Here is a 26,921-nt window from a genome sequence, read left to right as displayed (position 1 = left end):
ATCGGGCTGCGGCAAGTCGACCACCGGCCGACTGATCCTGCGGCTGATCGAGCCGACCTCGGGCGGCATCGAGTTCGACGGCGTCGACATCACGACCCTGAAGGGCAATGAGATGCGCGCGATGCGCCGGGAGATGCAGATCATCTTCCAGGATCCCTACGCCTCGCTGAATCCGCGCATGACGGTGGGCGACATCATCGCCGAACCGCTGGAGGTGCACAGGATCGTCAGCGGCAAGGCCAAGCGCGAGCGGGTGGAGGAGCTGCTGAAGGTGGTGGGGCTGTCGCCCTGGCATCTGGTTCGCTACCCGCACGAATTCTCCGGCGGCCAGCGCCAGCGTATCGGCGTCGCCCGCGCATTGGCCGTGAATCCGAAGTTGATCGTCTGCGACGAGCCGGTCTCGGCGCTGGACGTATCGATCCAGGCGCAGGTGGTGAATTTGCTGCAGGATTTGCAGACCCAGTTCGGCCTCGCTTATCTGTTCATCGCGCATGATCTGGCGGTGGTGAAGCATATCGCCGACCGCGTGGCCGTCATGTATCTCGGCAAGATCGTCGAGCTGGCGGACAAGAAGACGCTCTACGACAATCCGCGCCATCCCTACACCCAGGCGCTGCTCTCGGCCATCCCGGTGCCGGACCCGGCGGTGAAGCGCGAGCGCATTATCCTGCAGGGCGACGTGCCCAGCCCGATCAACCCGCCCTCGGGTTGCCGTTTCCATACGCGCTGCCCCTATGCGCGCGAACGGTGCAAGATGGAGGATCCGATGTTCGAGGATACCGGCGACGGGCATCATGTGGCCTGCCATTTCTGGAAGGAAATCGAGGTGCCCGAGGCGGTCTCCGCGATTAAGTCCGGCAAAGCGTCGGAACATTACCTGCCGCGCCTGGAAGCCTACCGCCGGGCGACCGCGCAGAAGGCAGCCTCAGATAAGGCCGCCAACAACGCATAAATCCCCTCCCCCCTTGCGGGGGAGGGACAGGGAGGGGGGAATGGCGCCGGCGGTGCTGTGTGGCTTCACCCCCACCCCAACCCTCCCCCGTCAAGGGGGAGGGGGTACAGGGAAAGGATGGGACAATGGCTGAATTCGATCTGGTGATCCGCGGCGGCACGGTGGTCACCGCCGGCGATACCAGCCGCTGCGATGTCGGCGTGAAGGATGGCGTGATCGTGGCGCTGGGCCGCAATCTGGCCAAGGGCGCCAAGGAGATCGACGCCAGCGGCAAGCTGGTGCTGCCCGGCGGCATCGACAGCCATGTCCATGTCGATCAGCTCTCCTCCAGCGGGGCCTACACCGCCGACACGTTCCTCTCCGGCACCCGCTCGGCGATGTGCGGCGGGACCACCGGCATCATCCCCTTCGCCGCTCAGTTCAAGGGCCAGAGCCTGCGCCAGACGGTCGAGGAGTACCACGCCAAGGCCGAGGGCCAGGCGATGACCGACTATGCCTTCCACCTGATCATCTCCGATCCCACGGAAAGCGTGATCGGGCAGGAGCTGCCGGCCCTCATCAAGGACGGCTATACCTCCTTCAAAATCTACCTGACCTATGACGCGCTGAAGCTGAACGACCGGCAGTTCCTGGAAGTGCTGGCCGCCGCCCGGCGCGAGGGCGCGATGGTCATGGTGCATGCCGAAAATCACGACATGATCGCCTGGCTGTCGGAAAAGCTGATCCAGTACGGCCATACCGCGCCGAAATTCCACCGCGTGGCGCATGCCAACATCGCCGAGGGCGAGGCGACCAACCGCGCCATCGCCCTGTCGGAGCTGGTGGACCAGCCGATCCTGATGGTCCATGTCTCGGCCAAGGAAGCCATCGAGCGCATCCGCGAGGCCAAGGCGCGTGGCGTGAAGATCTTTGCCGAAACCTGCCCGCAATATCTGTTCCTGACCGAGGACGACCTCGACAAGGACGGGTTCGAGGGCGCGAAATGCATGTGCTCCCCGCCGCCACGCGACAAGGAGAATCAGGAATATGTCTGGCAGGGGCTGGCCGACGGCACCTTCGACGTATTCTCCTCCGATCATGCGCCCTATCGCTATGACAGCCCGACCGGCAAGCGGGTCGGCGGTGCCGATACCAGCTTCAAGAAAGTGGCGAACGGCGTGCCCGGCCTGGAAATCCGCATGCCGATGCTGTTCAGCGCCGGCGTGCTGACCGGCCGCATCGATATCAACAAGTTCGTAGCACTCTGCTGCACCAACCCGGCCAAGATGTATGGCCTCTATCCGCGCAAGGGCACCATCGCGGTGGGCGCCGATGCCGACATCGCGATCTGGGACGCGGAGAAGAAGGTCACCATCTCCATCGACATGCTGCATGACGACATGGACTACACGCCTTATGAGGGGCATGAGGTGACCGGCTGGCCCGTCGTCAGCCTGGTGCGCGGCGAGGTGGTGTGGAACGATGGTGAAATCCTCGCCAAGCCGGGCCAGGGCAAGTTCCTGCGCTGCGACGTGCCGGTGACCGCGCGGCCGCGCGGCACCAACGTGCACGGTTTCAACCCGACATCGGGCGATTACATCAAGTTCTGAGCCGGAGGCCGATCATGAAGATTCTGGTCATCAACCCGAACACCACCCAGTCGATGACCGACACGATCGGCCATGCCGCCGCCCGTGCGGCCGCCCCCGGCACCACGACGGTGACCGTGCAGCCGGACAAGGGGCCGGTCTCCATCGAAAGCCAGTATGACAGCGCCTTTTGCGTGCCGGGCATGCTGGAGATCATCAAGGCGGCGGAGGAGGAGGGCGGCTATGCCGGCTATGTCGTCGCTTGCTTTCGCGATCCGGGGCTGGAGGCGGCGCGCGAGATCGCGACCGGCCCGGTGATCGGCATCTGCGAGGCGGCGATGCATGCCGCCAGCATGCTGGGCAAGGGCTTCTCCGTCGTCAGCACGCTGAAGCGCTCGGCCAAGGTGCAGTACGATCTTGCCCGCAAATACGGCTTCATCGATCAGCTGATGAGCGTGCGCGCCGCCGGCGTGCCGGTGCTGGAGCTGGAGGACGCGCATTCCGGCGCTGCCGACAAGGTGAAGGCGGAAACGCTGAAGGCCATTGAGGAAGATGGCGCGGAATGCGTGCTGCTCGGCTGCGCCGGCATGGTCGACCTCGCCCAGCGGCTGACGCAGGAAACCGGCATTCCGGTGATGGATGGCGTCACCGTCGCGGTCAAGATGGTCGAGGCGCTGGCCGGTCTTGGCCTCGGCACCTCGAAGATCGTCTCCTACGCCCCGCCGCGCGAGAAGCCCTATACCGGCGCCTTCGCCGCGAATGCCCCCGGCCCGGTGCACAAGCGGGCGGCGGAGTAGGCCCGACTGGCTCTTCTCCAGCGTCATTGCCGGGCTTGACCCGGCAATCCAGGGCGGCGCTTCGCCACCGATGTCTCGGTTGCTGGATGCCCGGGTCAAGCCCGGGCATGACAAGGATAGGGCTCTCCCTTACTTTGGCCGGTCGAGAGAGAACACCTCGTTCACCACGGCGTATTCCATGTAGCCGAGGCGGGAGATCGGGCGGAAGCGGGTGACGTCGACGAAGCCATCCTCGGTGATGACCGTGTCGTCGATATGGATGCCGATCACCCGGCCGAAGATCACGTAATTGCCGCGACCGGCCTCCCAGCTCGGCATTTCCACGGTCTGCAGATATTTGCATTCCAGATGCACCGGCGATCCCTTCACGCGCGGCGGCTTCACGAAGCTGGAGGGCAGCGTCTCCAGGCCGGAGGTCTCGAACTCGTTCACGCCGGCCTCGACCGGTGCGGAGGACTGGTTCATCTGCAGCCGCAGATCGTAGGTCGCCAGATTCACCACGAATTCGCCGGTCTTCTCGGCATTGCGGTGGCTGTCCTTCAACTCGGGCGATTTCGGGCGCAGACCGGCGGCGAACATCACGCAAGGCGGGTCGGAGGCGACGGCGTTGAAGAAGCTGTAGGGCGCCAGGTTCGGGCGGCCCTGCTCGTCGAGCGTGGAAATCCAGCCGATCGGTCGGGGCACCACCAGCGACTTGAACGGGTCGCGCGGCAGGCCGTGATTTTTCTTGTCGGGTTCGTAGAACATCGATGCTCCTGAGCGGGCTTGGTACGGGTATGGCGGGCAGATTAGCCCGCGGCTGGCCGATTTGTCATGGAGATAGACAGCCAGGGATGGCCCGCCTAAACTCCGCCACAGTGATGGTTCCCGGTAACGGGATGAAAAGGGAACGCGGTGCGGCCCGCGCCAGAAATGGCAAGGGTCCATGCCGCGACTGCCCCCGCAACTGTAGGCGGCGAGCGCCGGTCCTTACATGCCACTGGGAAACCGGGAAGGCAGGGCCGGGGCAACGACCCGCAAGTCAGGAGACCTGCCGTCACGAGTACGTCCCGCGACCGTCGATCGGGTGGATCGAAGGTAAGGCTGTCCGATGCGGTGACGCCAATCCAGAAACGGGTTGTCGCCGGCTGAGGGGGGATGTCATGCGTAAGCGGGGATATCAGGTCCAGGACTCTGTCATGGATGCCGTCGGTCAAAACCAATCCGACGCGTCCCACATCGATGGAGTCCTCAATGAAAATCAAAAAGCTGCTGGTCGCCGGCGGGATCGCCTGCGCGGCCGGCTATAGCGTCGAGGCTGCGGCCCAGAGCGGCGCGCAAGCCGGCCAGACCGCGCAACTGCCCGGCGTGGTCGTTACCGCCACCCGCGTCGAAACCCAGATAGAGCGCGTCCCTGCCCAGGTCACCGTGATCGACCGGGCGGAGATGGAGCTGCGTGGCCACCAGACCGTCGGCGATGCGCTGCGCAGCGTGCCGGGCATCAGCGTCGTGCCGTCCGGCGGCGTCGGCCAGCAAACCTCGGTCTTCGTGCGTGGCTCGAACAGCGACCATGTGCTGGTGCTGGTCGACGGCATCCCGGTGAATGATCCCTCGGGGCCGGGGGCGGCCTATAATTTCGGCGACGATCTGCTGGGCGACCTGGAGCGCATCGAGGTGCTGCGCGGCCCGGCCTCCAGCCTGTATGGCAGCAACGCCATCGGCGGCGTCATCAATCTGATCACCCGCAACAGCGGCAGCAAGCCGGCCGAGTTCTTCGGCCAGGCGGTCGCCGGCACGCAGAGCACCTTCCAGGGGCAGGTCGGCATGCGCGGCAGGATCGATGGCTTCGATTACATGTTCAGCGCCGAGGGCTTCACCACGGATGGGGAGAACAACACCCCGTCGCGCCTGGCCACCAGCATCGGCGAGGATGACGGCGCCACCATGACCACGCTGACCGGCAAGGTGGGCTACGACATCGGCAATATCGGCCGTGTCGACGGGTTGGTGCGCTATCGCAAGAATGAGTTCGACCTCGACAGCGTGCCGATGGACGACCCGAACTATACCGGCGAGAACGAGCATTTCCTCTACAAGGTCGGTGGGGAAATCTACGGTCTGGACGGCGCGCTGACCTCGCGCATCGATATCGGCCAGAGCCGGCACGAGCGCCGTTTCACCAACCGGCCGGATGCCAACAGCGTCGATTTCACCGACGATAGCTACGAATCGGTGCGCAGCTTCGTCGATTTTCAGAATACCTATCGCGCCGGGGCCATTGGCGGCCTCAGCGACACGGTGTTCGTGTTCGGCACGTCTGGCGCGCATGACACGGTGGAGACCAGCACCAGCACGGTGTCCGCCTTCGGTCCCTTCACCCAGTCGCTGGACGATTCCACCACCGATTACGCGCTTTACACCAACATGCAGACGCGCGTGGGCGAGCGCCTCGACCTGACAGCCGGCCTGCGCTACGAGATACCCGGCGATTATGACGAGACGCTGACCTATCGGCTGGGCGCATCCTACGCCGTTCCGGAAATCCTGACCCGCTTCACCGGTTCGTTCGGCGCCGCCTTCAAGGCCCCGACGCTGTTCGACCGGTTCGGCATCGATAATTACGGCTATCGCGGCAATCCCGATTTGCGGCCGGAGGAATCCTTCGGCTGGGAGCTGGGCTTCGAGACCAGCGTGCCGGTCGCCGGCCGCGCCAAGGCGGTCACCTTCGGCATGACCTATTTCGACAATGACATTGAGGATCTGATCACGAACGACTTCGTGAACCAGACCATGATGAATGTCGGCGAGGCCTCGATCCAGGGTGTGGAGAGCTTCATTGCCGTGCGTCCGGCCGATTGGATCGGCGGCCGCCTCAGCCACACCTGGATGCAGGCCCGCAACGAGGCGACCGGCCAGATGCTGGCCCGACGCCCGCGTCACCAGGGCGCGCTGTCGGTCGATTTCTATCCGACCTCGGCGCTGTCCTTCGGGCCGGAGGTAGTCTATGTCGGCCCGCGCAATGACGTGACCTACGACGATTCCGGCAATTTCCTCGGCACCAACGAGGTCGGCTCCTACACGCTGGTGAATTTGTCGGCGAACTACGATATCCGCGAGGATGTCACCCTGTTCGGCAAGGTGCATAATCTGTTCGACCGCACCTACGAACCGGTCAACGGCTTCGCCGCCCGCGGCCTCACCGCCCTGGTCGGCGTGCGTACGCGGTTCTAGGCGTCGGGCGCAATCTCCCTGTTCCGTCGATTCCGATTTCCGTTTGCCCCGGCGGGGCAAAACCGCTAGGTAAGCGGGCGGATTTCGGAATCTTCGGAGGATCTTACGGTGACGGCGCATCCCGCCGGCGAGGCCGGTCAGCGCGCCCTGCTGCCCAATGGCCTGCGCGACGTGCTTCCCCCGGAAGCAGCGCAGGAATCGCTGGCCATCAAGACCCTGCTGGGCTGCTTCGGCGGTTATGGCTACCAGCCGGTGAAACCGCCGCTGGTGGAATTCGAGGCAAGCCTCCTGGAGGGGGCCAGCCCGAAGATGAGCACCCGCATCTTCCGCATCATGGACCCGGTGTCGCAGCGGATGATGGGCGTGCGCGCCGACATGACCATGCAGGTCGCCCGCGTCGCCACCACGCGCCTGGCCAAGGCGCCGCGCCCCTTGCGCCTCAGCTATGCCGGCGAGGTGCTGCGCGTGCTGGGCTCCCAGCTTTCGCCGGAACGGCAATTCGCCCAGGTCGGCGCGGAGCTGATCGGCAGCGCGTCCGCCGCCGCCGATGCCGAAGTGGCCGTGCTGGCGGCCGAGGCGCTGGGCGCGGTCGGCGTAAAGAATCTGTCCCTCGATCTGATGGTGCCGCCGCTGGTGCCGGCCGTGCTGGCTGCCGCGACGCTCGACCCGGCCCTTTTCGGCCCGCTGCGCGCGGCCCTGGATCGCAAGGACGCGGCCGAGGTGACCGCCCTGGATGGTCGTGTGGGCGAGACGCTGGCAAGGCTGCTGGAGGCCAGTGGCCCGGTTGCGCGGGCGTTCGAGCGGCTGTCCGCCATCGATCTGCCGCCGGCCGCGTTGCAGGTGCTGGACCGGCTGCGCCAGGTGGTCGAACTGATCAAGGCGGCGGTGCCGGGGCTGACCATCACCGTCGATCCGGTCGAGAATCGCGGTTTCGAATACCATACCGGCATCAGCTTCAGCCTGTTCGCCCGCGGCATCCGGGGCGAGCTGGGGCGTGGCGGCCGGTACCTGGCCGGTGCGGCGCAGGAGCCGGCGACCGGCTTTACCCTCTATATGGATACGGTGCTGCGCGCCCTGCCCGAGGCGGAGGCGGCCCGCACCCTGTTCCTGCCCTACGGCACCGCCCGCGACGCCGCCGACAGGCTGCGCGCCGAGGGGTGGACCACGCTTGCCGGGCTGGAGCCCGTGGCCGACAGCGCGGCCGAGGCGAAGCGCCTGCACTGCACCCATCGCCTGTCCGGCGACCAGATCGTCGCTCTCTAGAATCCTGTCCTGAAACAGCACGAAGCCAGGAAGAACCATGTCCAATGTAGCGGTCATCGGCGCCCAGTGGGGCGATGAAGGCAAAGGCAAGATCGTCGATTGGCTGTCGGAGCGCGCGGATGTCGTCGTGCGCTTCCAGGGCGGCCATAATGCCGGCCACACCATCGTCTGCGGCGCCCAGACCTATAAGCTGAGCCTGCTGCCCTCTGGCCTGGTGCGCGGCAAGCTGTCGATCATCGGCAATGGCGTGGTGGTCGACCCCTGGGCGCTGCTGCGCGAGATCGAGACGGTGCGCGAGCAGGGGCTGAATATCACGCCGGATAAGCTGATGGTCGCCGACAATGCGGCGCTGATCTTGCCGCTGCATCAGCGCATCGACCAGGCCCGCGAAGAAGCCAAGGGGGCCCGCAAGATCGGCACCACCGGTCGCGGCATCGGCCCGGCCTATGAGGACAAGGTCGGCCGGCGCGCGATCCGAGTATGCGACCTGCTGGAGCCGGAGGTGCTGGCCGAGAAGGTCCAGGATCTGGTCGAGTATCACAACGCCTTCCTGCGCGGCCTGGGCATGGAGGAGCTTGATGCGGCCGAGCTGCTGGCCGCCCTGCGGGAGATAGCACCCAAGCTGCTGCCCTATGCCGGCAATGTCTGGAAGCATTTGGAAGAGGCCCGCAAGCAGGGCAAGCGCGTGCTGTTCGAGGGCGCGCAGGGCACCATGCTCGATATCGACCACGGCACTTACCCCTACGTCACCTCGTCCAATACGGTGGCGGGGCAGGCGGCCAGCGGGTCCGGTGTCGGTCCAGGGTCGGTCGGCTATGTGCTGGGCATCACCAAGGCCTATACCACGCGCGTCGGTTCCGGCCCGTTCCCGACCGAACAGCTGAACGATATCGGCGAGCGGCTGGGCCAGCGCGGTCGCGAGTTCGGTGTGGTCACCGGACGCAAGCGCCGCTGCGGCTGGTTCGACGCCGTCATGGTGCGTCAGGCCGTGAAGGTCGGCGGCATCACCGGCATCGCGCTGACCAAGCTGGACGTGCTGGACGGGTTCGACGAGATCAAGGTCTGCGTCGGTTACCGCCATGACGGCAAGGAGTACGACCACTTTCCCGCCGGCAAGGCGGCGCAGGCGGCGGTGGAGCCGATCTATGAGAGTTTCGTGGGCTGGCAGGACAGCACCCAGGGCGCGCGCAGCTACAAGGATCTGCCGGCCACGGCGATCAAATATATCCGCCGGATCGAGGAGCTGATCGAGGCCCCGGTAGCGCTGCTGTCGACCAGCCCGGATCGCGACGATACGATCTTGATGCGCGATCCCTTCGCGGATTGAAAGCGGTAAGTCGGTAACGGTTTCGGAACATAAGCCAAGCCGAAGTTTGACCACCTGCCGCCGTTGCGTGGTGCTATGATGCCCCGACTCAACCAAAGGCGCTAAAAGGGCGGCCAGATGGCGGAAGCAGGTTCGACGCAGAAGCTGACGCTGAAGGGGCGGTACGAGGTTTTGCTCGACCAGCCGCTGCCGGCGTTCGACTCGCCGCGCGCAAAAGCGTTCCTGGCGGTCGATCCGCGCGGCGAAAAGGTCGTGCCGATCATGGGCTATGTGCTGGATCGCACGCTGCCGCCCCGCTGCGACACGATGGATGCCTTGCGCGGGGTGAATGTCGTCGGCCTCTTGCGCATGATCGATTGGGCCGTCAGCGGCGGGCGGGACGACCGCTACCGCCAGATGTGCGTGATCTATGAGCAGCCGCCGGCGGGGCGCGTGGTCGCCAGCGAGAAGATGCAATTTCCGGCGCTGAGCGAGGAGATGATCGAGCGCGGAGTGCTGCCGCGCATGGTGCCGATCCTGAAGGAGCTGCATTCACGCAACCTGACGCACCGGGCGATCCGACCGTCCAATTTCTTCCATGCCGGCGACGGCAAGACCCTGGTGCTGGGCGAAAGCATCACCGCCCCACCGGGCAGCGACCAGCCGGATTATATCGAACCGCTGGAAAGCGCGATGGCCGATCCCATTGCGCGCGGCGATGGCGGCACCGGCGACGATCTGTTCGCGCTGGGCGCAACGCTACTGACCTTCCTGCTCGGCCGCCGGCCGGAGGCCGACAAATCGCCGGACGAGTTGATGCATCTGCGTCTGGAGCAGGGCTCATTCCTCACCCTGGCCGGGCGGCATACTCTGTCGCTGCCGATGGTGGAATTGCTGCGCGGCCTGATGGTCGACGACCCGCGGGAGCGCTGGACCGTCGGCGATGTCGAGCAATGGGTGAATGGCCGGCGCATGACGCCGAACCGCGCCAAGCTGCCGATGAAGGCGGCGCGCGCCATCACGGTCGGCGGGATGGAGCGGCTGACGGTGCGCTCGCTGGCTTATGCGATTTCCCAGGATTGGGAGAACAGCGCCCAGCTCGTCCGCAGCCAGACGCTGGATAACTGGCTGCGCCGCAGCCTGGCGGACGAGGATGTAGCCAAGGCGCTAACCTCCAATCTCGGCCCCATCGGGCAAGAGCCGGCGGACGCCAAGACCGTGGCCCGCACCAGCATCATCCTGGACCCGCGCGCGCCGATCAGCTATCGCGGCTATGCGGTGAATATCGACGGTATCGGCTATGCCGTCGCGGCCGCTGCCAACCGTCAGGACACGCGCCAGAAGCTGAGCGAGATGATCGCCAACAAGCTGCCCAGTTCCTGGTTCAACACGGCCGGCGCGGTGCGGGGCGATCTCTCCCGGCAGCAGGGCGCCATCGAGCGCATGTCGACCTATATGGCGCAGGCCGCGCCGGGCTTCGGATATGAACGGGTGCTGTATGAGTTGAACCCGTTCATGCATTGCCTCAGCCCGCTGATCGAGACTCGCATGATCATCGAGCCCGACGAGTTGCTGCCGGCCATCGAAGCGGCGGTGCAGGACAAGATACCGGCCAGCGAGCCGATGGACCGGCAGATCGCCGCCTTTATCGCCGCGCGATTCCGGCAGATCACCGATAAATGGCTGCGGCCTTTGGGTAACGATAGCGACAATTTCGCCCGCATCGTCGGCCAGGTGCGCCTGCTGGCCTTCCTGCAGGGCATCGCCAATAACGGCCCGCTGCCCAATCTGTGCCGCTGGCTGGAAATTCACCTGCGGCCCACCTTCAGCCAGTTCCACAATCTGAAGAAGCGCAAGAAGATGCTGGAGGAGCTGGGCAAGGCGGCCCAGAGCGGCATCATCGCCCGCATGATGTCGCTGGTGGAGGACACCCAGGCGCTGGCCAAGGACGAGCAGGGCTATCGCGCCGCCATCGCCGGGCACAACCGGGCGGAGCTGCAGGTGCAGCATCTGCGCAACGAAGTCACCCATATGGATTACATCGCCGCGCAGTTGGGCGAGCAGGTTTCCGCCATCGCGTCGGGCGTGATCGGCGGGCTGACCGCTTTCGGGGTGATCTTCTTCCATGTTTTCTGAGACAATGCCCCCGCGAAGGGGATTGAAACGATGAGCAATAAGGGGCAATCGGCGACGAAAGGGGCTGCGTCTCGCAAGGGCGGACAGCAGGAGCGCCGTCGCAGCGGCTGGAAATTGCTGCTGATCCTCGTGGTGCTGGGCCTCGGCCTTGCCGTGCTGCCGACCATGCTGGTCGTCGCGGTCGGCATGCTGCCCACGCTGGTCGCCTATATCGTCGATGGTCGGCGCGAGAAATACGCTGCTTTCTCCGTCGGCTGCATGAATTTCTGCGGCGTGCTGCCCTTCATGCTGCAGCTCTGGCTGCGCGACCATACTTTCGCCCATGCCTGGAAGATCGTCGGCGACCCTATCGTCTGGATGATCATGTACGGGGCTGCCGCCTGCGGCTGGCTGATCTACTACGCCGCCCCCCATGTCGTCGCGGTCTATCTGCGGTTCCAGCTTGAGCGCCGCATCCAGAAGCTGCGCGGCTACCAGAAGGAGCTGGTGGACGAATGGGGCGACAGCATCACCCGGGGCGTCACGCCGGTCGTCGATACCGGCGGGGACGGCACCGTTGCCCCAACGCCCGAGGAAGAGAAGGCGGCGGGGGGCTGATACGCCGGCCGCCGGGATAAGAAAAACCCTCCCCGGCGGGACCGGGGAGGGCAAGTCGAACAGGGACGCTAAGGAGAGGGTAAAGCTCAGGTGGCCAGGCGCTGCTCGATGGCGGCGTTCTTCATCGCCTTCTGCAGCTTCTCGAAGGCGCGCACCTCAATTTGGCGCACGCGCTCGCGGCTGATGCCGTATTCCTGGCTCAGATCCTCCAGGGTCATCGGGTCCTCGCGCAGGCGGCGCTGCATCAGGATGTGACGCTCGCGATCGTTCAGCGCCTTCATCGACTGGTTCAGCAGCTTGCGGCGGCCCGTCAGCTCCTCGCGCTCGGCGAGCAGCGTTTCCTGGGTTTCGCTGTCATCGACCAGCCAATCCTGCCACTCGCCCTCGCCATCCACGCGCAGCGGCGCGTTCAGCGAATGGTCGGGCGCCGACAGGCGGCGGTTCATGTTGATGACGTCCTGCTCCGGCACTTCAAGGTCGGTCGCGATCTTGGTGACGTTCTCCGGGCTCAGATCGCCTTCGTCGATGGCGTTCAGTTTGCCCTTCAGCTTGCGCAGGTTGAAAAACAGCTTCTTCTGCGCGGCTGTCGTCCCCATCTTCACGAGAGACCAGGAATGCAGGATATATTCCTGTATCGCGGCGCGAATCCACCACATGGCGTACGTCGCCAGGCGGAAGCCGCGCTCCGGGTCGAAGCGCTTGACGGCGTGCATCAGGCCGAGATTGCCTTCCGAGATCAGCTCGCTGACCGGCAGGCCATAGCCGCGATAGCCCATGGCGATCTTGGCGACGAGGCGCAGATGGCTGGTCACCAGCTTGTGGGCCGATTGAACGTCCTGATGCTCCTGCCACGAACGGGCGAGCATGTACTCGTCCTCGACGGTCAGCATCGGGAACTTGCGGATCTCCTGCAGGTACCGGGACAGATTGCCCTCTGGGCTGATAACCGGTATCGGAGGACTCGCAGCGGTCATTTGAAACTCCCTGTAAGCCTTATGGCCTGCCTTAGATAAGGATGGCCGTTTCGCTATTACAGATACTGCACCCTGGCCATGGCATAAATATGACCGACGGAAACAGTTAATTTCCCTTTGGTTCGTTAACCCCCATTACCCTCAAAAGTTCCGCCATGTCGCCAGGCAAATCGCTGTAAAATATCAGTCTTTTCCCTGTATTCGGGTGCTCGAACCCCAGTTCCCTGGCATGGAGAGCTTGCCGGGGAAAGGCGCCCAGGGTCCGTTTCACGATGTCGTTACTTTGCCGTGATGCCCCGCGGCTGCGGCCATAGACAGAATCTCCCACCAGCGGATGGCCTTTCGCCGTCAGATGCACGCGAATCTGGTGCGTGCGGCCGGTCTGGAGCCGGCACTCGATCAGGCTGGCGGTATCGCCGCAGCGCTCTAGCACGCGGTAGCGGGTCAGCGCCGTTTTCCCGCCCGAGGCGACGACGGCCATCTTCTTCCGGTCGCGGTTGGAACGGCCGATATTGCCCTCTATCGCGCCCGCCGGCGGCAGCGGCACGCCCCAGACCACGGCCAGATAGGCGCGGTCGATGGAATGATCGGCGAATTGCGCGGTCAGCCCGGCATGCGCCCGGTCGTTCTTGGCCACCACCAGCAGCCCGCTGGTATCCTTGTCGATGCGATGAACGATGCCGGGGCGTCTTACCCCGCCAATGCCGCTGAGACTGTCGCCGCAATGCGCCAGCAGCGCGTTCACTAGCGTGCTGTCCGGGTTGCCGGGGGCGGGATGGACGACCATGCCGGCCGGCTTGTCCAGCACGATCAGGTCGGCATCCTCATAAACGACCGTCAGCGGAATATTCTGCGCATCCGGCTGGGCTTCCTCCGGCGGCGGCAGGGTGACACGGAAAATCTGGCCGGCGCGCACCTTGGCCGCCGGATCGTCGACCGGCCCGTCGGCATCGCCGACCATGCCCTGCTCGATCAGCGCCTTTATCCGGCTGCGCGACATCCGGCCCAGCCGGCCGGCCAGGAACCGGTCCAGCCGGTGGCCGATCTCGGCCTCGGTCTCGACCGCGACCTCTATGCTGTCGTCATGCGATTTCGATTGCGTCATCTGGGCTGAATGCCTATCCCGGTCGGCGGTGCAAGGCAATGGGCTAGCAGCAGGGGGGAGAAACGCCGATGCGCGCGGTCAAGATCAGCATCGTCATCATGAGCGTCCTGATCGTCGTCGGGCTGGCGGTCATCGCGGTGGAGATGGCCGGCCGCATGTCGGGCAGGAAAGCCGATCCGGCCGTGGCCGCGACGGCCATTGCCGCCGTGCCGCTGTCCAGCTTCGAGGACACCAAGGTGGCCCTGCCGCCGCGCACCACGCTGCGCCAGATCATCCCGGCCGGCGACCGGGCGATCCTGCATCTCGACGGGCCGCTGGGCCAGGATGTGCTGATGGTGCTCGACATGGCGACCGGCCGTGTGCTTGGCTCCTTCACTCTTGAACCCACCCGTTAAGCGATTGATCCGATGAATTTCAGCAGCGACAACGTCACCGGCGCCTCGCCGCAGATCCTGGACGCCCTGATGCGCGCCGCCGAGGGCTCGGTCAGCTCCTACGGCGCCGACCCGATCACCGCGCGGGTGCAGGAAAAGCTGGGCGAAATCTTCGAACGCCCGGTCACCGCCTTCCCGGTCGCCACCGGCACGGCGGCCAACGCCCTGGCGCTGTCGACCCTGACGCCGGCCTGGGGCGCGGTCTATTGCCATCCCAACGCGCATATCGAGGAAGATGAGTGCGGCGCGCCGGAATTCTTCACCGGCGGGGCCAAGCTGGTGCATGTCGACGGGCCGCACGGCAAATTCACCGCCGAGGCGCTGGACGCCAGGCTGGCCGCCGCCGGAATCGGCAATGTGCATCATGTGCAGGCCGCCGCTGTCAGCCTCACCAACGTCACCGAGGCCGGCACCATCTACACCCCGGCCGAAATCGCCGCCATCGCCGAGGTGTGCCGGAAATACAAGCTGAAGCTGCATATGGACGGTGCGCGCTTCGCCAATGCGCTGGTGGCGTTGAACTGCTCGGCCGCCGATCTGACCTGGAAGGCCGGCGTCGACGTGCTGAGCTTCGGCGCCACCAAGAATGGCGCAATGGCCGCCGAGGCCGTTGTGTTCTTCGATGAGGCGGCGGCCGACAGCTTCGCCTTCCGCCGCAAGCGGGCCGGCCATCTATTCTCCAAGATGCGCTTCCTGTCGGCCCAGCTCGACGCCTATCTCACCGACGATCTGTGGCGCAAGAATGCCCGCCACGCCAATGCGATGGCCAGGATCATGGCCGATGGCCTCGCCCGGCTGCCGGGCATTACGCTGGATCATCCGGTGCAGGCCAACGAAATCTTCGCCACCCTGCCAGCGGCGACGATCGATGGGCTGCTGGCCGACGGCTTCGCCTTCTATCGCTGGGGATCGGCGGAGACGCCCAGCATCCGCCTGGTAACCTCCTTCGCCACAAGCGAGGCGGATGCCCGCCGCTTCGTCGAACGCGCCCGCGATCTGGGCGCGAAAACGGCCGCCGAATAAATCGCGGCTCCACTCCCTGCCGAAATCGCTTGAACCCCCGCCCGGCTTTCGCTATCAAGTGCGCCTTGCCTCGCGGTCCCCATCGTCTAGAGGCCTAGGACACCGCCCTCTCACGGCGGCAACCGGGGTTCGAATCCCCGTGGGGACGCCATTTTCCGACCATCCCATTGCCGTCTGCCATGTTTTCCGGCAGTGCTGTCGCGTGCCCGACTGAGGCGGGAGGCGGCCGGTCCAGGGGACCGGCCGCGGCGTCTTTACCAGCGATAGGTCAGGTTGGCGCTGACCCAGCGGCCCGGTCCGTAATAGCAGGAGCCGAAGGCGCAAGTGGTGGTGTATTCCTCGTCCAGCAGGTTGGTGGCGCGCAGCTCCACCGTCATATTGTCGTTGACGGCGTAGCCGACCAACGCATCCACCAGCAGATAGTCGGGATTCTCCGAGGTGTTCAGCGTGTCGTTGTAGACGCTGCCGACATAGCGCACGCCGCCGCCGAAGCGCAGGCCGCGCAATTCCGGCTGCTGCACGCTGTAGACCGCCCAGAGCGAGGCGGTATGCTCCGGCACCAGCACCGGGCTCAAGCCGACATTGCCGTCGTTGCTCTGCGTCACCTCGGCGTCCATGAAGGCGTAGGCGGCGGTCAGGTCCAGCCCCTTGAACAGGCCGGCCTTTGCCTCCAGCTCCAGGCCGCGCACCTCGATCTCGCCAGTTTGCAGCGTATTGTTGATGTCGGACGGATCGCGGGTCTGCACGTTGGTTTTGGTCAGATGAAAGACCGAGGCGGTGAACAGCGCATTGTAGTTCAGCGGCTGGTATTTCACGCCAACCTCGTATTGCGTCGAATCCTCCGGCTCGAAGGGCTTGCCATACAGATCGGTGCCCTGGCGCGGCACGAAGCCCTGGATGAAGCTGGCATAGGGCGCCACGCCATTGTCGAACAGATAGGTCAGGCCGATGCGACCGGTGAAGGCGCTGTCCTGAAAGGACTGGGTGGTGTTGTTCAGCAGATCGTCGGTGTCGAGATCGACCCAGCTATAGCGGCCGCCCAGCGTCAGCAGCCATTTGTCCAGCTTGATCTGGTCCTGCATGTAGACGCCGGTCTGGGTCAGCGTCTGCTCGTTCGACAGATAGGGCGTGGCGGGCAGGGCGGCGCCGGTATAGACCGGATTAATCAGGTCCAGCGGCGCGGCGAGGCCGGAATAATAGCTGAACTCATCCACGCTGCGGCTGTAGTCGAAGCCGAACAGCATGGTGTGCTTCATGCCCTTGAAGTCGAAGCGCGCCTCCAGCTGATTGTCGATGGCGGCCTGGGCCAGCTCGTCCGGTGCGCCGAACGTGGTGCGGTTGAGCGTGCGGTTGTCGGGGGCGAGGACGCCGGGCGACACTGTCTGATAATCCACCTCCACCTCAAAATAGCGGGCGGTCTGGCGGAAGGTGAAGGTGTCGTCGAACCGGTGCGCCAGGGCATAGCCGACCGAGAATTGTTCCTGATGGAACTGGTCGAAACCGGGTTCGCCCGCCACCACGCCGGTTCGGCCGACGGTCTCGTTGGCGAAGGTGTTGAACAGCGGCGAGCGCGAATCCTTCATGTAGTCGGCCAGGAAGGTGATCTCGGTCTTGTCGCCCTTCCAGGTCAGCGCCGGGGCGATGAACAGGCGGTTATTATCCTGCGAGGTGCCGTCGTTATAGTCGAACTCGGTGTTCGACTCGCGGGCCACGCCGGTCAGCCGGAACAGCAGGCTGCCATCCTCATTCGCCTTGCCGCCCAAGTCGAAGGCGCCCTGGAAATGGTCCCAGCTGCCTGCCTCGACCCTGATCTCCTGGCGCATGTCGGCGTTCGGGCGCTTGGTGGTGCGGTCCACGACGCCGCCGGCCTCGGCCTGGCCGTACAGCGCGCCGCTGGGGCCGCGCATGACGTCGATGCGCTCGATGGCGTAGGGCTCCGTCGTATAGGCGGCAAAGGCGTTGCCGTCCATGCGCAGCCCGTCGCGGAAGGAGCCGGTGGTCGAGGAATAGAAACCGCGGATGGTGATGGAATCGTAGCCGCGCGGGTCGACGCCGTAATTATCCACGGTCACGCCGGGGCTGTAGCGAACGGCTTCCGCCATCGTCTTGGCGCCGCGATCCTCTATCTCCTGGCGGCCGATGGTGGAAATCGACTGCGGCGTCTCGATGGCCGGCGTATCGGTCTTGGTCGCCGCGACGGAATAATAGGAGACGTAGCCTTCCGTCGCCTCGTAGGAGGTAATGCTGCGCAGCGCCTCGACCTGTACCGGCGTCAGTTCCAGCGTCTCGCCGTCCTTCTTTTCCTCGGTCGGCTTGGCGTCCTGCGCCAGGCCGAGCCCCGGCGATCCCATGCACACGATGATGGCGGTGCCCCCCAGCAGCGCCGCTCGCAGCGCTCCCCTCAGGCCGGATCGTGCGGTCCGCATCGTCATTTTACCCCTCCTTTTGTTGAAACGCCTGATCGAAAGCCGCCCCTCAGCTTTCGCCAATTAGATGATAGTAAGAATCAATCGCATTTAATAATGATATTAGCCGTTTGATGCAATAAGGGATTGGACGACAAGCCTTTAGAATCGCCCCGCTTCCTGCGCTACAATCGAACCCGTTGGAAGCGGGCTGACCAAGGCGTTGGCGATGGCGCATACGAATAAGGTGGTAAGGTCGATCAATCAGCCGGGCGAGACTATCTGCGTCGATATCTTCGCGCGGCCGGACGGCACCTACGGGTTTGAGGAATTTCGTCGCGACCCTGAGGATAATCGGGGCTGGTTCAGCATCGGGGCGCATGGCGGCGGGAGTTACCGGACGGCCGACGCGGCGCTGGCAGCGGCGCGGGCACGCATCGCCTGGCTTGATGCGGCATTGCCGCGCGATTGAGCTTATGTGTAGGAAATCTTAATCGTTTTTGCGCTAGTATCAGATGCCCTGAGCATGAAAGGCGATGGATTCGACGGATGCGCCAGAGCGTATTGACGCAAACGATCCGACGGCTGGTGGCGCTGCGGCGGCGCGATGCCATGGTCATCGATGCCTTGAAGGCGGAGTTGGCGGCGCAGCGGGCGCTGATCCGGGAGCAGGAGGCCAGCCTCGCCCATAGCCGGAAAATCTTTGACCGGTCGTCGGCGGCCGCGCGCATCGGCGTCTGGGAATGCAATCTCGACGGCGAGCGGCTGACCTGGACCGACATGGTCTACGATATTTTCGACCTGCCGCGCGGCTCGGCGCTGGACCGTGGTGAGACGGTGGCGCTCTACACGCCTGAATCCGCCGCCGAGTTGGAGCGCCGTCGCACCAAGGCGATCGAGGATGGAACCGGTTTTTCGCTGGATGCCGAGATCGTCACGCGCAAGGGCAATCGCCGCTGGATTCGGATCACCGCGACGGTAGAGCGCGAGAATGGCGTGGCGGTGCGCATCTTCGGCATGAAGCAGGATATCACCGAGGAGAAAATCCTGTCCGACCGGACGCGCTATCTGGCGGAATACGACGTGCTGACCGGCCTGGCCAACCGCAGCAGCTTCCAGCCGGCGCTGACGGGCATGATCGGCGGCGAGGGGGCGTTGCTGCTGGTCGATCTGGACGGCTTCAAGAGCATCAACGATACCTACGGCCACGCGGCTGGCGATTACTGCCTGCAGCAGGCGGCCCTGCGCCTGAAGGGAATCGGGGAGGTAGCCGAAATGGTGGCGCGCATCGGCGGCGACGAGTTCGCCATCCTTGTCGGCCCCGGCAGCGGCCATGCGGCGCTGGCGGCGCTGGCGCAGCAGATCATCGAGCGCATCGGCCGGCCGATCGACTATGCCGGCGATCTGCTGGAGATTGGCGCTTCCATCGGCATAGCGCCGTTCGACGGGGCGCTGGAATCCGAATTGCTGATGAAGGCCGACAGCGCGCTCTATGCTGCCAAGGCGGCGGGGCGCAACACTTTCCGGCTGTTCAATGTCGGCATGGATATCTGGGCCAAGGGCCGCCGCCGCGCCGTCGCTTGAGGCTCTTAGCCGAATAGATCCAGCGGATTGTTGCGCCGCAGCTTGCGGGCGGCGAACAGGACCGCGACGGACCCCATGATTATCATCGCCAGGAATACCAAGCCGACAATGTCGAGCGAAAGCGTAAAGCGAAGCTTCGTCGCGTCGCCGACCAGGCTGTAGATCAGCGAGGTGATGCCGAGGGACGGGATGAAGGCGCCGACGCCGATCAGCAGGGCGATTTGCAGCACCAGCGCGATAAAGAACAGGTCGCGATAGCCCATGGCCCGCAGCACGGCATATTCGGAGATGTTCATATCGATGATGCTATAGAGCGCCTGCATCACGAAAACGATGCCGATGAACACCCCGACCGCCAGCCCAAAGCCCAGAATGATGCCGATCGGCGTCTGGAAGATGAAATAATCTCGTTCCCCGGCAACGAACTCCGCATGGGTAAACACCTTGGCCCGGTCCCCCAGCGCCGCCGCGACGGCATCGCGCACGCTCTTCAGGTCCGCCCCCGGCTCAATGGTCAGCAGGCCGAGCGACAGCCGGTCGAGCGGCACCTGGAACAGCCGGTAGTAATTCAGGTCGCTGAAGATGAAGCTGCCATCGATGGTGAAGTCCGGGCCGAGCCCGTACAGGCCGATCACCCGCATCTCCGGCGCCAGCGTGGCGGCGGGGCTTTGCAGGTAGAGGCGCTGTTCCTCTCCGTTTTCCAGGCTTTCGATGATCGGTATGAATTTGCGCCGCGACCGGCTGTCGAGCAAGGCGGTGTCAGGGAGCTTCAGCAGCGGCAGCGCCTGTGTCATTTCCGGCAGGTCCAGCACCGGCCGGTTCGGCTCGAAAGCGATAAACCGAGCCGACATGGCGGTGCCGTCGTCGGGATTGCGGGCCTGGGAAATAATCGCATAGAAGGGCCTGGCATCGGCGACGCCCGGCACGGCGTGCGCTTTGTCCAGCAGGGTGCGCGCGAACCAGGGCGGCGAATAGGCCATGGTCTCGAATTGCGGGCCGGTGATGAACAAATCCGCCTGCAGCGCACGGGGCAGGTTGAGGGCGCTGCCGACCAGGGCGTTCATGAAACCAGCCTGCGCGAACACCAGCACGATAGCGACGCAGATGCCGGAAAAGGTGCCGAACAACCGCAGCCCGATATGCCGCAATTGGCGGATGGCCAACCGGGTGGAGAACGCCGTGGCGATCCGCATCAGGAATCGTTGAGCTCTATGCGCACCGTCATTTCCGCCCCGACCAGCGGGGGTAGCGCCTTTGGCGGCTCCACCCGTATCTCGGCTTCGACGATGCGGGCGTCGCGGCCGGCCAATACGTCGGTGGTCGGCCTTTCACTGCGATAGACCCGGTTGGCGATGCGCACGATCTTCCCCGCCACCGGTTCCGGCAGGACATCGGACGTGATGGTGACCGGATGGCCGACCTGGATTAGGGGCGCGTCCGTCGCATCGATCTCGGCCACGACCATCAACTGATCGATATCGGCCATGCTGAGCACGCCGTCCGCGTCGATAGCCGCGCCAAGCCGTGTCGTTAGGGTCAATATCGTCCCGTCGATGGGCGCGCGGATGATGTCCTGGTCGCGTTCCGCCTTGGCGCGCGCCAGCTCCGCTAGGGCCACCTCGACGGCGGCAACCGCAATCTGCGCGTCGATGGCGCGTACCTCGGTCAAGGATCGCAGGCTGGCTTCAGCCTGGCGCAGATTTTCACGCGCGCGCTGCATCTCCAGGGACCGCAACTCGTTGGTGTCGTCCGAAATGATGTCCCGGGCGACAAGGGAGCGGCCGCGCTCCATCTGGCGTTCCGCGCGCTTCAGCTCTGCCGCGCGCATTGCGACCAGCGCCTTCTGCGCCTCGATATCGGCTTCCTTCGCACCCCAGCGCACCTGCTGTAGTTCCAGCTCGGCCAAAGCAAGGCTCTTTTCCGCGACGATCACGGATGCTGCGCGCGTGTGATAGGTATCGATGATGGCAAGGATATCGCCATTCTGGACCCGCTGGCCTTCCTTGACCCGCAGTTCTGCGATGGTGCCGCCATGGGATGGCCCGCTAATCACATGAAGCCTCTCCAGCGGCTCGATCCGCCCGCGGGCGACAACAACGGTGGGCGCGGCTGGTTGAGCCGCCTTCGCGGCGGGCAGGGGAGAGCCGTCATTCCGACCTGTGAGGAAGAAGATCGAAAGGCCGACCAGAAGGATGACGGCGCCGACCGCGCAGAGGTGCTTGCGTCGTCTGATCATCTCAATGAACCACCTGCAACACGCCGTCTTCGATATGCAGCCGCCGGTCGGCAACGTGGAAAATCCGTTCGTCATGGGTCGAGATCAGCACCGTGCAGCCGAGCTGGCTGGCGACGTTGCGTACTACCTCCATCACCCTGCGACCGGATTCGGCATCCAGCGCGGCGGTCGGCTCGTCGGCGACGATCATGTCCGGCATGCGGACAAGGGCGCGCGCCACGGCGACGCGCTGCTGCTGTCCTCCGGACAGGTTCTCCGGGTAATCCGCGCCGCGGCCGCCCAGGCCGACGGCTTCCAGCATCGCCTCGGCCCGCATGCGGTTCATCTCGGTATCGGTTTCCGGCAGCAGATGCAGGCCAGATTCGACATTCTCGATGACCGGCAAAGACTTCAGCAGATTATGACGCTGGAACACAAAACCGATGCGCTGGCGAATATCCAGCAGCCCCGCTTCGGACATGCCGCCCAGGTCCTGGCCTTGAAAACGCACGCTGCCTTCGCGGAAAGGGCGTAGCGCGCCTATGATCGTCAACAAGGTGGTTTTGCCCGATCCGGAAGGGCCGGTGATAATGATCACCTCACCCTCGGAAACCGAGAACGACACTCCCTTTAAAACCGCCCGCGTTAGCATGCCTGCGCCATACGAATAGAAGAGGCGGTCCACCCGTAACGATTCTGTTGCGTTACTCACGCGCTTGACTACCCAAGTACCGAACTATCTGAGATTCAAATCATTTTCCATATACTATGCGTGTCAATCAATGTGAAATGGCGTTGCGTTGATCGTATCTGCTATGCGTTTCGCAACAGACGGTAGAAAGCCTGGATTTCCGCAGCCAATGCCGCCGGCTGCTCCAGGGCCGCGAAATGGCCGCCCTTCGGCAGAACATTCCACTGCCTTATGTCCGTATAGGTTTTACGGGCGAGGGATTGGGGCGGCCGCAGGATTTCGCGGGGGAACTGGCAATAGCCGGTAGGCACATCCACGGTCTTGCCTTCCGGTACCGGCCAGGGGCCGTGCATCCGGGCGTAATAGGGCCAGAAGGAAGAGCCGATGGCCCTGGTGAACCAATAAAGCGCGATATCGGCCAGCATGCGGTCGCGCGACACGGCATTCTCGATGACGCCGTCGCAATCGGTCCAGGCGTGGAATTTCTCGGCGATCCAGGCGGCGAGGCCAGCCGGCGAATCGGTCAGCGCGAAGGCCAGGGTCTGCGGCCGCGTGCCCTGGATCCATTGATAGCCGGTTTCCTCCTTCAGCCACTTGGTCAGCTCGGCGAAATAGCGGGCTTCTTCCGGCGTCGGGTCGGCTATGGCGTTGGGGTCGCGGCGCAGCGGCATCAGGTTCAAATGGATGCCGATCAGCCGCTGCGGATAGGCATAGGCCAGCCGCGAGGCGACGAAGGAGCCCCAATCGCCGCCCTGCGCGGCAAAGCGCCGATAGCCCAGCACGTCGGTCATCAGGCTGGCCAGGATATCGGCCATCGCCTCGGCCCCCAGCCGACGCTGGCCGGGCGCGAAGGACAGGCCGAAGCCGGGCAGGGACGGCGCGATGACGGTAAGGGCGTCCGCCGGATCGCCACCGAAGCGGGCAGGATCGGTCAGCCGCGGCAGGATATCGAGAAACTCGAAAACCGACCCTGGCCAGCCATGCAGCAATAGCAGCGGCATCGGGGCCGGCCCGCCCGCCGCGCCCTTGCCCTCGACCCGCAGATAATGCACCGGGATGCCGTCGATCTCGACCCGGTATTGCGGGAAGGCATTCAGCGCCGCCTCTTCCGCCCGCCAGTCGAAGCTGTCGCGCCAATAGGCGATCAAATCGCGCATATAGGCCAGATCCGCGCCATGGGCCCAGGAAGCGCCGGCCAGATGCGCCGGCTGATCGGGAAGGCGCGTCAAGGCCAGACGCTGCCGCAGATCGTCGATCGCCGCCTGGTCCACATGCAAGGTGAAGGGGCTGGGCGTGCCGGTCATGCTGCTTCCTCCGCCGTTCTTTTGACCCGCAGTGTAGCGTCGTGGCGGACGGAGGGGTAGGGAGCGGCCGGTTACGGCGCCAGCGTCAGGGCTGGGGCGTCAGGACGGGTTTGCAGCAGCGCCAGCATGGCCTGATCGGACAGCGGTTCGGTAATCTGGTCGCACCAGACGCGGAACAGCTTCATGTCATAACGGCCGAAGGAGGTGATCATCGCCCCGTCGGCGGCGTCGCGGCCGCGCACCATCAGCACCCGGCCGATGCGCGGCGTGTTGTAGCGCGCATCGAAGGTATACCAGCGCCCCTCCAGGAAGGCCTCGAACCAGGCACAGAAATCGCCCGGCCCGGAGGGCGGCACGCCGATATCGCCGAGATAGCCGCTGGCATAGCGCGCCGGGATGTTCATCGCCCGGCACAGCGCGACCGAAAGCTGGGCGAAATCCCGGCACACGCCGGTGCGTTCGCGCATCGCATCGACGGCTGTCTTGGTCGGCCGACCGTAATGGTAGCCGAAGGTCAGGTGATTATGCACCCAGTTGCAGATCGCCTGCACCCGCGCCCAGCCCGGAGGAGTGTCGCCGAACAGCGCCCAGGCTTGGGCCACCAATTCGTCGGTCTCGCAATAGCGGCTGGCGGTCAGGAAGGCGAGGGTTTCGGTCGGCAATTCGGCAATGGGATGCTGGCCGGCATCCCAGTTGAAGACATCCGGCTGGCCGTCATTCTCCACAATGCAGTCCGACCAAAGCTTGAGCCGCCCGACCGGCGCCACGGCCCGCGTGAGGCGGTTGCCGAAACCGTCGGTGAACATTTCCAGCGCGATGGCCGGATCGGCGTGCAGCCGGGCCTCGCCGATCACACGGCCGGGATAGCTGGAATGCGGTAGCAACGCCAGCACCAGCGGCACTTCGACCGGGCATTCGACAATGATCTCAAATCCGACGCGGATAAACATGGCCGCCTTTCTTGCCATGGCATAGAGTGTGCCTGGCACACAGAATCACAATAAACGGTATCGTTCCCGGCGCGGGCATTTCGGCGCTGCGACCGGGGATAGCGCGCGGGCCGACCGACCTCTCCTTGTCGCCCCTGCCGGACCGTTCTGGAGAGCCGTTTGTCCATAGTCATTGTTCGATGAGAACACTGCGTATCAGCCACCGGACCCGATACAGCTACGATCGCTGCGTCAGCTTCGGCCTTCATCGCCTGATGATCCGGCCCCGCGACGCCCACGACATGCGCATACTGGATTCAAGCCTTACCATCACGCCGTCCGCCGATGTTCGCTGGGCGTTCGACACATTCGGAAACTCTGTCGCCCTGCTTTCGTTCCACGAGGCGGCGGATGAGCTGGTGATCGCTAGCGAACTTGTGCTGCGCCGCTACGGCTTCGACGAACCGATGACCAGGATCGAGCGCCATGCCGGCGCCTATCCCTTTCAATACGAAGCAGAGGATAGCATCGACTTGGCGCCGCTCCTACCGCTGCAATGCCCGCAGGACCGGGCGACGGTAGAGCAGTGGGTTTCCCAGGCCCTACCGGACTTGCCGGACGGCAGCCTGCGCCTGCTGGATATGTTGAGCAGTGTTATTCATCGCAGCTTCGTCTATCGCCGGCGCGAGGAGATCGGCGTGCAGTCCCCGGCTCAGACGATCCTGACGGCCAGCGGCACCTGCCGGGACTTCGCCTTGCTGTTCATGGAGGCGGCGCGCGTTCTGGGTTTTGCCGCCCGCTTCGTCACCGGCTATCTCTACGATCCGCTGCACGACCTGAAGGATGACGGCACGCCGGACCCAAGCGCGCAGGAACATTTAAGCGGCACCGGCGCAACCCATGCCTGGGCCGATATCTTCCTGCCGGGGCTGGGCTGGATCGAATTCGACCCGACCAACCGCATCGTCGCCGGCCGCAACCTGGTGCGCGTGGCGGCCACCCGCACCCCCGCGCAGGCCCTGCCGGTCAGTGGCAGCTACAGCCATGACGGAGCCCAGTGCCTGGGGATGGACGTGCAGGTTTCCGTCACCCGCTCGACCTATCACCAGGACTGAGCCTGCTTAGTCCGAAGGCCGATCTTGCTTTAATAATCAGTTGCATCTATCCGATGGTGTCCGATGGTGGTGCCGTCAGGCTGGTCGCGCCACAGATGTCCCCTATGTTGGATTTCCATGACCGATCCCGTCGCCCCGCCCGCTGGTCGCAGACTGCGCCCCCTGATATTGCTCTGTCTGATCGCGCTGGCCGGCGGGTTGGCCTGGTATTTCCTCGTGCGCGCGCCCGCCGCGCCGCCGGCGCGCGTCGCCAGCCCCTGGACCGGGCCGGTGCCGGTGCGCGTGGTCGATGCGCGCCTGGAAAACCTGTCGGTCGAGGTGAAGGCCATCGGCACGGTGACGCCGCTGAACAATGTGGTGGTGCGCAGCCGGGTTGACGGCCAGCTTCAGAGCGTGCTGTTCCAGGAAGGCGAGCGGGTGAAGGCTGGCGAGCTTCTGGCCGAGATCGACCCCGCACCCTATCGCGTCCGCCTGGCCCAGGCGGAAGGCCAGAAGCAGCAGAATCTGGCGCAGTTGAAAAATGCGGAGAATGATCTGGCGGTCTATCGCCGGCTGTTCGAGCAGGATTCCATCGCCCGCCAGCAGCTCGACACACAGGCGGCGCTGGTCAACCAGCTGCGCGGCACGCTGATGTCGGACCAGGCGCAGGTTGACGACGCCAAGCTGCAGCTCGACTATACCCGCATCGTCGCCCCCATTGCCGGCCGGCTTGGCCTGCGCCGGGTGGATGCCGGCAATCTGGTCACCACCGGCGATGCCGAGGGCATTGTCTCGATCACCCAGACGCAGCCCATCGGCGTGCAGTTCACCGTGCCGGAAGTGCAGCTTCCCGCCATCCGCGAGGCTCACGCCGCCGGCCGTCTGCTGCCGGTTGAGGCCTGGGACCGCAACGAGCAGCAGATGCTGGCCGAGGGCGTGCTGACCACACTGGACAATCAGATCGACCTGGCCACCGGCACGCTGCGGCTGAAGGCGCAGTTCGATAATCGCGACGACGCGCTGTTCCCCAACCAGTTCGTGAATGTGCGGCTGCGGGTGCGCACGCTGGAAGATGCCGTGACCATTCCGGTCGATGCGGTGCAATACGGTTCGCAAGGCACCTATGTCTATATGATCGCCGAGGGCAAGGCGGTGCTCCGCCCGATCCGGCTGGGTCCTTCGACGGGCGAGCGCGCGGCGGTGCTGGAGGGGCTTAAGGCTGAGGATCAGGTGGTGCTGGAAGGGCTGGACCGGCTGCGCGAAGGCCGCGCGGTCACCGTCGTCACCACGCCGCCGCCTTCCAGCCCGGTGCTGCAGCCCGGCGGCGGCTGACG

Annotated in this window: 23 protein-coding genes, 1 tRNA gene and 1 riboswitch; of the genes, 15 read left to right on the top strand and 9 right to left on the bottom strand. The window is 64.8% G+C overall.

Annotated elements, in window-relative coordinates:
- From AUP43_RS08070 to AUP43_RS08060, 3 genes are all read left to right on the top strand, one after another.
- A partial coding sequence (locus AUP43_RS08070; protein WP_067554906.1) for an ABC transporter ATP-binding protein occupies positions 1–952 on the top strand: 952 nt, incomplete at its 5' end.
- Between the two features lie 125 nt (positions 953–1,077).
- The gene (hydA, locus tag AUP43_RS08065) at positions 1,078–2,541 is read left to right on the top strand and encodes a dihydropyrimidinase (protein ID WP_067554904.1); all 1,464 of its coding nucleotides are present in this window, start codon (positions 1,078–1,080) and stop codon (positions 2,539–2,541) included.
- 14 nt (positions 2,542–2,555) lie between these two features.
- On the top strand, positions 2,556–3,317 hold the full coding sequence (locus tag AUP43_RS08060; protein WP_067554901.1) for an aspartate/glutamate racemase family protein: 762 nt from the start codon (positions 2,556–2,558) through the stop codon (positions 3,315–3,317).
- Between the two features lie 129 nt (positions 3,318–3,446).
- On the opposite strand, the gene AUP43_RS08055 is transcribed toward AUP43_RS08060, so the two are convergent.
- On the bottom strand, positions 3,447–4,064 hold the full coding sequence (locus tag AUP43_RS08055) for a flavin reductase family protein (protein WP_067554898.1): 618 nt from the start codon (positions 4,062–4,064) through the stop codon (positions 3,447–3,449).
- A gap of 97 nt (positions 4,065–4,161) precedes the next feature.
- A riboswitch (cobalamin riboswitch) is annotated at positions 4,162–4,369 on the top strand.
- 181 nt (positions 4,370–4,550) lie between these two features.
- Between AUP43_RS08055 and AUP43_RS08050 the strand changes: the two genes are divergently transcribed.
- The 5 genes from AUP43_RS08050 (at position 4,551) to AUP43_RS08030 (ending at position 11,829) form a co-directional block, all read left to right on the top strand.
- Positions 4,551–6,527 (top strand): TonB-dependent receptor plug domain-containing protein, encoded by a 1,977-nt coding sequence (locus tag AUP43_RS08050; protein WP_067554895.1) that lies wholly within the window; start codon positions 4,551–4,553, stop codon positions 6,525–6,527.
- Between the two features lie 108 nt (positions 6,528–6,635).
- Entirely contained in the window at positions 6,636–7,790 is a 1,155-nt protein-coding gene (locus AUP43_RS08045) for an ATP phosphoribosyltransferase regulatory subunit (protein ID WP_067554892.1), read from the top strand.
- A 37-nt stretch (positions 7,791–7,827) separates the two neighbouring features.
- Positions 7,828–9,117, top strand: coding sequence for an adenylosuccinate synthase (locus tag AUP43_RS08040; protein ID WP_067554889.1), 1,290 nt, complete (start codon positions 7,828–7,830; stop codon positions 9,115–9,117).
- A gap of 117 nt (positions 9,118–9,234) precedes the next feature.
- Complete coding sequence (locus AUP43_RS08035) at positions 9,235–11,232, top strand: serine/threonine-protein kinase (RefSeq protein WP_067554886.1); 1,998 nt, start codon at positions 9,235–9,237, stop codon at positions 11,230–11,232.
- A 30-nt stretch (positions 11,233–11,262) separates the two neighbouring features.
- Positions 11,263–11,829, top strand: coding sequence for a hypothetical protein (locus AUP43_RS08030; RefSeq protein ID WP_067554882.1), 567 nt, complete (start codon positions 11,263–11,265; stop codon positions 11,827–11,829).
- An 86-nt stretch (positions 11,830–11,915) separates the two neighbouring features.
- Here AUP43_RS08030 and rpoH read toward each other — a convergent pair whose 3' ends face one another.
- Together rpoH and AUP43_RS08020 are read right to left on the bottom strand one after the other, a co-directional pair.
- Complete coding sequence (gene rpoH / locus AUP43_RS08025) at positions 11,916–12,803, bottom strand: RNA polymerase sigma factor RpoH (protein ID WP_067554879.1); 888 nt, start codon at positions 12,801–12,803, stop codon at positions 11,916–11,918.
- Positions 12,804–12,909: 106 nt separating this feature from the next.
- On the bottom strand, positions 12,910–13,908 hold the full coding sequence (locus AUP43_RS08020) for an RluA family pseudouridine synthase (RefSeq protein ID WP_067554877.1): 999 nt from the start codon (positions 13,906–13,908) through the stop codon (positions 12,910–12,912).
- A 68-nt stretch (positions 13,909–13,976) separates the two neighbouring features.
- Between AUP43_RS08020 and AUP43_RS08015 the strand changes: the two genes are divergently transcribed.
- From AUP43_RS08015 to AUP43_RS08005, 3 genes are all read left to right on the top strand, one after another.
- Positions 13,977–14,303 (top strand): hypothetical protein, encoded by a 327-nt coding sequence (locus AUP43_RS08015; RefSeq protein ID WP_067554874.1) that lies wholly within the window; start codon positions 13,977–13,979, stop codon positions 14,301–14,303.
- 12 nt (positions 14,304–14,315) lie between these two features.
- On the top strand, positions 14,316–15,365 hold the full coding sequence (locus tag AUP43_RS08010) for a threonine aldolase family protein (RefSeq protein ID WP_067554871.1): 1,050 nt from the start codon (positions 14,316–14,318) through the stop codon (positions 15,363–15,365).
- Positions 15,366–15,440: 75 nt separating this feature from the next.
- A tRNA-Glu gene (locus AUP43_RS08005) sits at positions 15,441–15,516 on the top strand.
- A gap of 103 nt (positions 15,517–15,619) precedes the next feature.
- On the opposite strand, the gene AUP43_RS08000 is transcribed toward AUP43_RS08005, so the two are convergent.
- Positions 15,620–17,797, bottom strand: a complete 2,178-nt coding sequence (locus AUP43_RS08000; RefSeq protein ID WP_067554868.1) for a TonB-dependent siderophore receptor — start codon at positions 17,795–17,797, stop codon at positions 15,620–15,622.
- A gap of 202 nt (positions 17,798–17,999) precedes the next feature.
- On the opposite strand from AUP43_RS08000, the gene AUP43_RS07995 reads away from it, so the two are divergent.
- Positions 18,000–18,242, top strand: a complete 243-nt coding sequence (locus tag AUP43_RS07995) for a hypothetical protein (RefSeq protein ID WP_067554865.1) — start codon at positions 18,000–18,002, stop codon at positions 18,240–18,242.
- 77 nt (positions 18,243–18,319) lie between these two features.
- A complete protein-coding gene (locus tag AUP43_RS07990; RefSeq protein ID WP_067554862.1) occupies positions 18,320–19,354 on the top strand; it encodes a diguanylate cyclase domain-containing protein in 1,035 nt (344 codons plus the stop codon).
- Positions 19,355–19,359: 5 nt separating this feature from the next.
- Here AUP43_RS07990 and AUP43_RS07985 read toward each other — a convergent pair whose 3' ends face one another.
- From AUP43_RS07985 to AUP43_RS07965, 5 genes are all read right to left on the bottom strand, one after another.
- Positions 19,360–20,547, bottom strand: a complete 1,188-nt coding sequence (locus AUP43_RS07985; RefSeq protein WP_067554859.1) for an ABC transporter permease — start codon at positions 20,545–20,547, stop codon at positions 19,360–19,362.
- Positions 20,547–21,590 carry an HlyD family secretion protein gene (locus AUP43_RS07980; RefSeq protein WP_067554857.1) on the bottom strand — a complete coding sequence of 348 codons (1,044 nt, stop codon included), beginning with the start codon at positions 21,588–21,590 and terminating at the stop codon, positions 20,547–20,549. Before AUP43_RS07980 ends, AUP43_RS07985 begins: the two co-directional genes overlap by 1 nt.
- 1 nt (position 21,591) lies before the next feature.
- Positions 21,592–22,254 (bottom strand): ABC transporter ATP-binding protein, encoded by a 663-nt coding sequence (locus AUP43_RS07975; protein ID WP_232314921.1) that lies wholly within the window; start codon positions 22,252–22,254, stop codon positions 21,592–21,594.
- A gap of 128 nt (positions 22,255–22,382) precedes the next feature.
- On the bottom strand, positions 22,383–23,564 hold the full coding sequence (locus AUP43_RS07970) for an epoxide hydrolase family protein (protein ID WP_067554854.1): 1,182 nt from the start codon (positions 23,562–23,564) through the stop codon (positions 22,383–22,385).
- 71 nt (positions 23,565–23,635) lie between these two features.
- Positions 23,636–24,514 carry a transglutaminase-like domain-containing protein gene (locus AUP43_RS07965; protein ID WP_067554852.1) on the bottom strand — a complete coding sequence of 293 codons (879 nt, stop codon included), beginning with the start codon at positions 24,512–24,514 and terminating at the stop codon, positions 23,636–23,638.
- 179 nt (positions 24,515–24,693) lie between these two features.
- Between AUP43_RS07965 and AUP43_RS07960 the strand changes: the two genes are divergently transcribed.
- Together AUP43_RS07960 and AUP43_RS07955 are read left to right on the top strand one after the other, a co-directional pair.
- Positions 24,694–25,608 (top strand): transglutaminase family protein, encoded by a 915-nt coding sequence (locus AUP43_RS07960; RefSeq protein ID WP_067554849.1) that lies wholly within the window; start codon positions 24,694–24,696, stop codon positions 25,606–25,608.
- 117 nt (positions 25,609–25,725) lie between these two features.
- Positions 25,726–26,919: an MdtA/MuxA family multidrug efflux RND transporter periplasmic adaptor subunit gene (locus AUP43_RS07955; protein ID WP_067554846.1), complete on the top strand. Its 1,194-nt coding sequence runs from the start codon at positions 25,726–25,728 to the stop codon at positions 26,917–26,919.
- The last annotated feature ends 2 nt before the right edge of the window (positions 26,920–26,921 follow it).

The sequence above is a fragment of the Oceanibaculum pacificum genome, from assembly GCF_001618175.1.
GTDB lineage: Bacteria > Pseudomonadota > Alphaproteobacteria > Oceanibaculales > Oceanibaculaceae > Oceanibaculum > Oceanibaculum pacificum.
Note: the sequence above shows the minus strand (reverse complement) of the source record. Positions and strands in the feature narration are given on the sequence as shown.

Coding starts and splice junctions, on each gene's coding strand:
- hydA (WP_067554904.1), top strand. CDS start 1,078: ATGGCTGAATTCGATCTGGTGATCCGCGGCGGCACGGTGGTCACCGCC.
- AUP43_RS08060 (WP_067554901.1), top strand. CDS start 2,556: ATGAAGATTCTGGTCATCAACCCGAACACCACCCAGTCGATGACCGAC.
- AUP43_RS08055 (WP_067554898.1), bottom strand. CDS start 4,064: ATGTTCTACGAACCCGACAAGAAAAATCACGGCCTGCCGCGCGACCCG.
- AUP43_RS08050 (WP_067554895.1), top strand. CDS start 4,551: ATGAAAATCAAAAAGCTGCTGGTCGCCGGCGGGATCGCCTGCGCGGCC.
- AUP43_RS08040 (WP_067554889.1), top strand. CDS start 7,828: ATGTCCAATGTAGCGGTCATCGGCGCCCAGTGGGGCGATGAAGGCAAA.
- AUP43_RS08035 (WP_067554886.1), top strand. CDS start 9,235: ATGGCGGAAGCAGGTTCGACGCAGAAGCTGACGCTGAAGGGGCGGTAC.
- AUP43_RS08030 (WP_067554882.1), top strand. CDS start 11,263: ATGAGCAATAAGGGGCAATCGGCGACGAAAGGGGCTGCGTCTCGCAAG.
- rpoH (WP_067554879.1), bottom strand. CDS start 12,803: ATGACCGCTGCGAGTCCTCCGATACCGGTTATCAGCCCAGAGGGCAAT.
- AUP43_RS08020 (WP_067554877.1), bottom strand. CDS start 13,908: ATGACGCAATCGAAATCGCATGACGACAGCATAGAGGTCGCGGTCGAG.
- AUP43_RS08015 (WP_067554874.1), top strand. CDS start 13,977: ATGCGCGCGGTCAAGATCAGCATCGTCATCATGAGCGTCCTGATCGTC.
- AUP43_RS08010 (WP_067554871.1), top strand. CDS start 14,316: ATGAATTTCAGCAGCGACAACGTCACCGGCGCCTCGCCGCAGATCCTG.
- AUP43_RS08000 (WP_067554868.1), bottom strand. CDS start 17,797: ATGACGATGCGGACCGCACGATCCGGCCTGAGGGGAGCGCTGCGAGCG.
- AUP43_RS07995 (WP_067554865.1), top strand. CDS start 18,000: ATGGCGCATACGAATAAGGTGGTAAGGTCGATCAATCAGCCGGGCGAG.
- AUP43_RS07990 (WP_067554862.1), top strand. CDS start 18,320: ATGCGCCAGAGCGTATTGACGCAAACGATCCGACGGCTGGTGGCGCTG.
- AUP43_RS07985 (WP_067554859.1), bottom strand. CDS start 20,547: ATGCGGATCGCCACGGCGTTCTCCACCCGGTTGGCCATCCGCCAATTG.
- AUP43_RS07980 (WP_067554857.1), bottom strand. CDS start 21,590: ATGATCAGACGACGCAAGCACCTCTGCGCGGTCGGCGCCGTCATCCTT.
- AUP43_RS07970 (WP_067554854.1), bottom strand. CDS start 23,564: ATGACCGGCACGCCCAGCCCCTTCACCTTGCATGTGGACCAGGCGGCG.
- AUP43_RS07965 (WP_067554852.1), bottom strand. CDS start 24,514: ATGTTTATCCGCGTCGGATTTGAGATCATTGTCGAATGCCCGGTCGAA.
- AUP43_RS07960 (WP_067554849.1), top strand. CDS start 24,694: ATGAGAACACTGCGTATCAGCCACCGGACCCGATACAGCTACGATCGC.
- AUP43_RS07955 (WP_067554846.1), top strand. CDS start 25,726: ATGACCGATCCCGTCGCCCCGCCCGCTGGTCGCAGACTGCGCCCCCTG.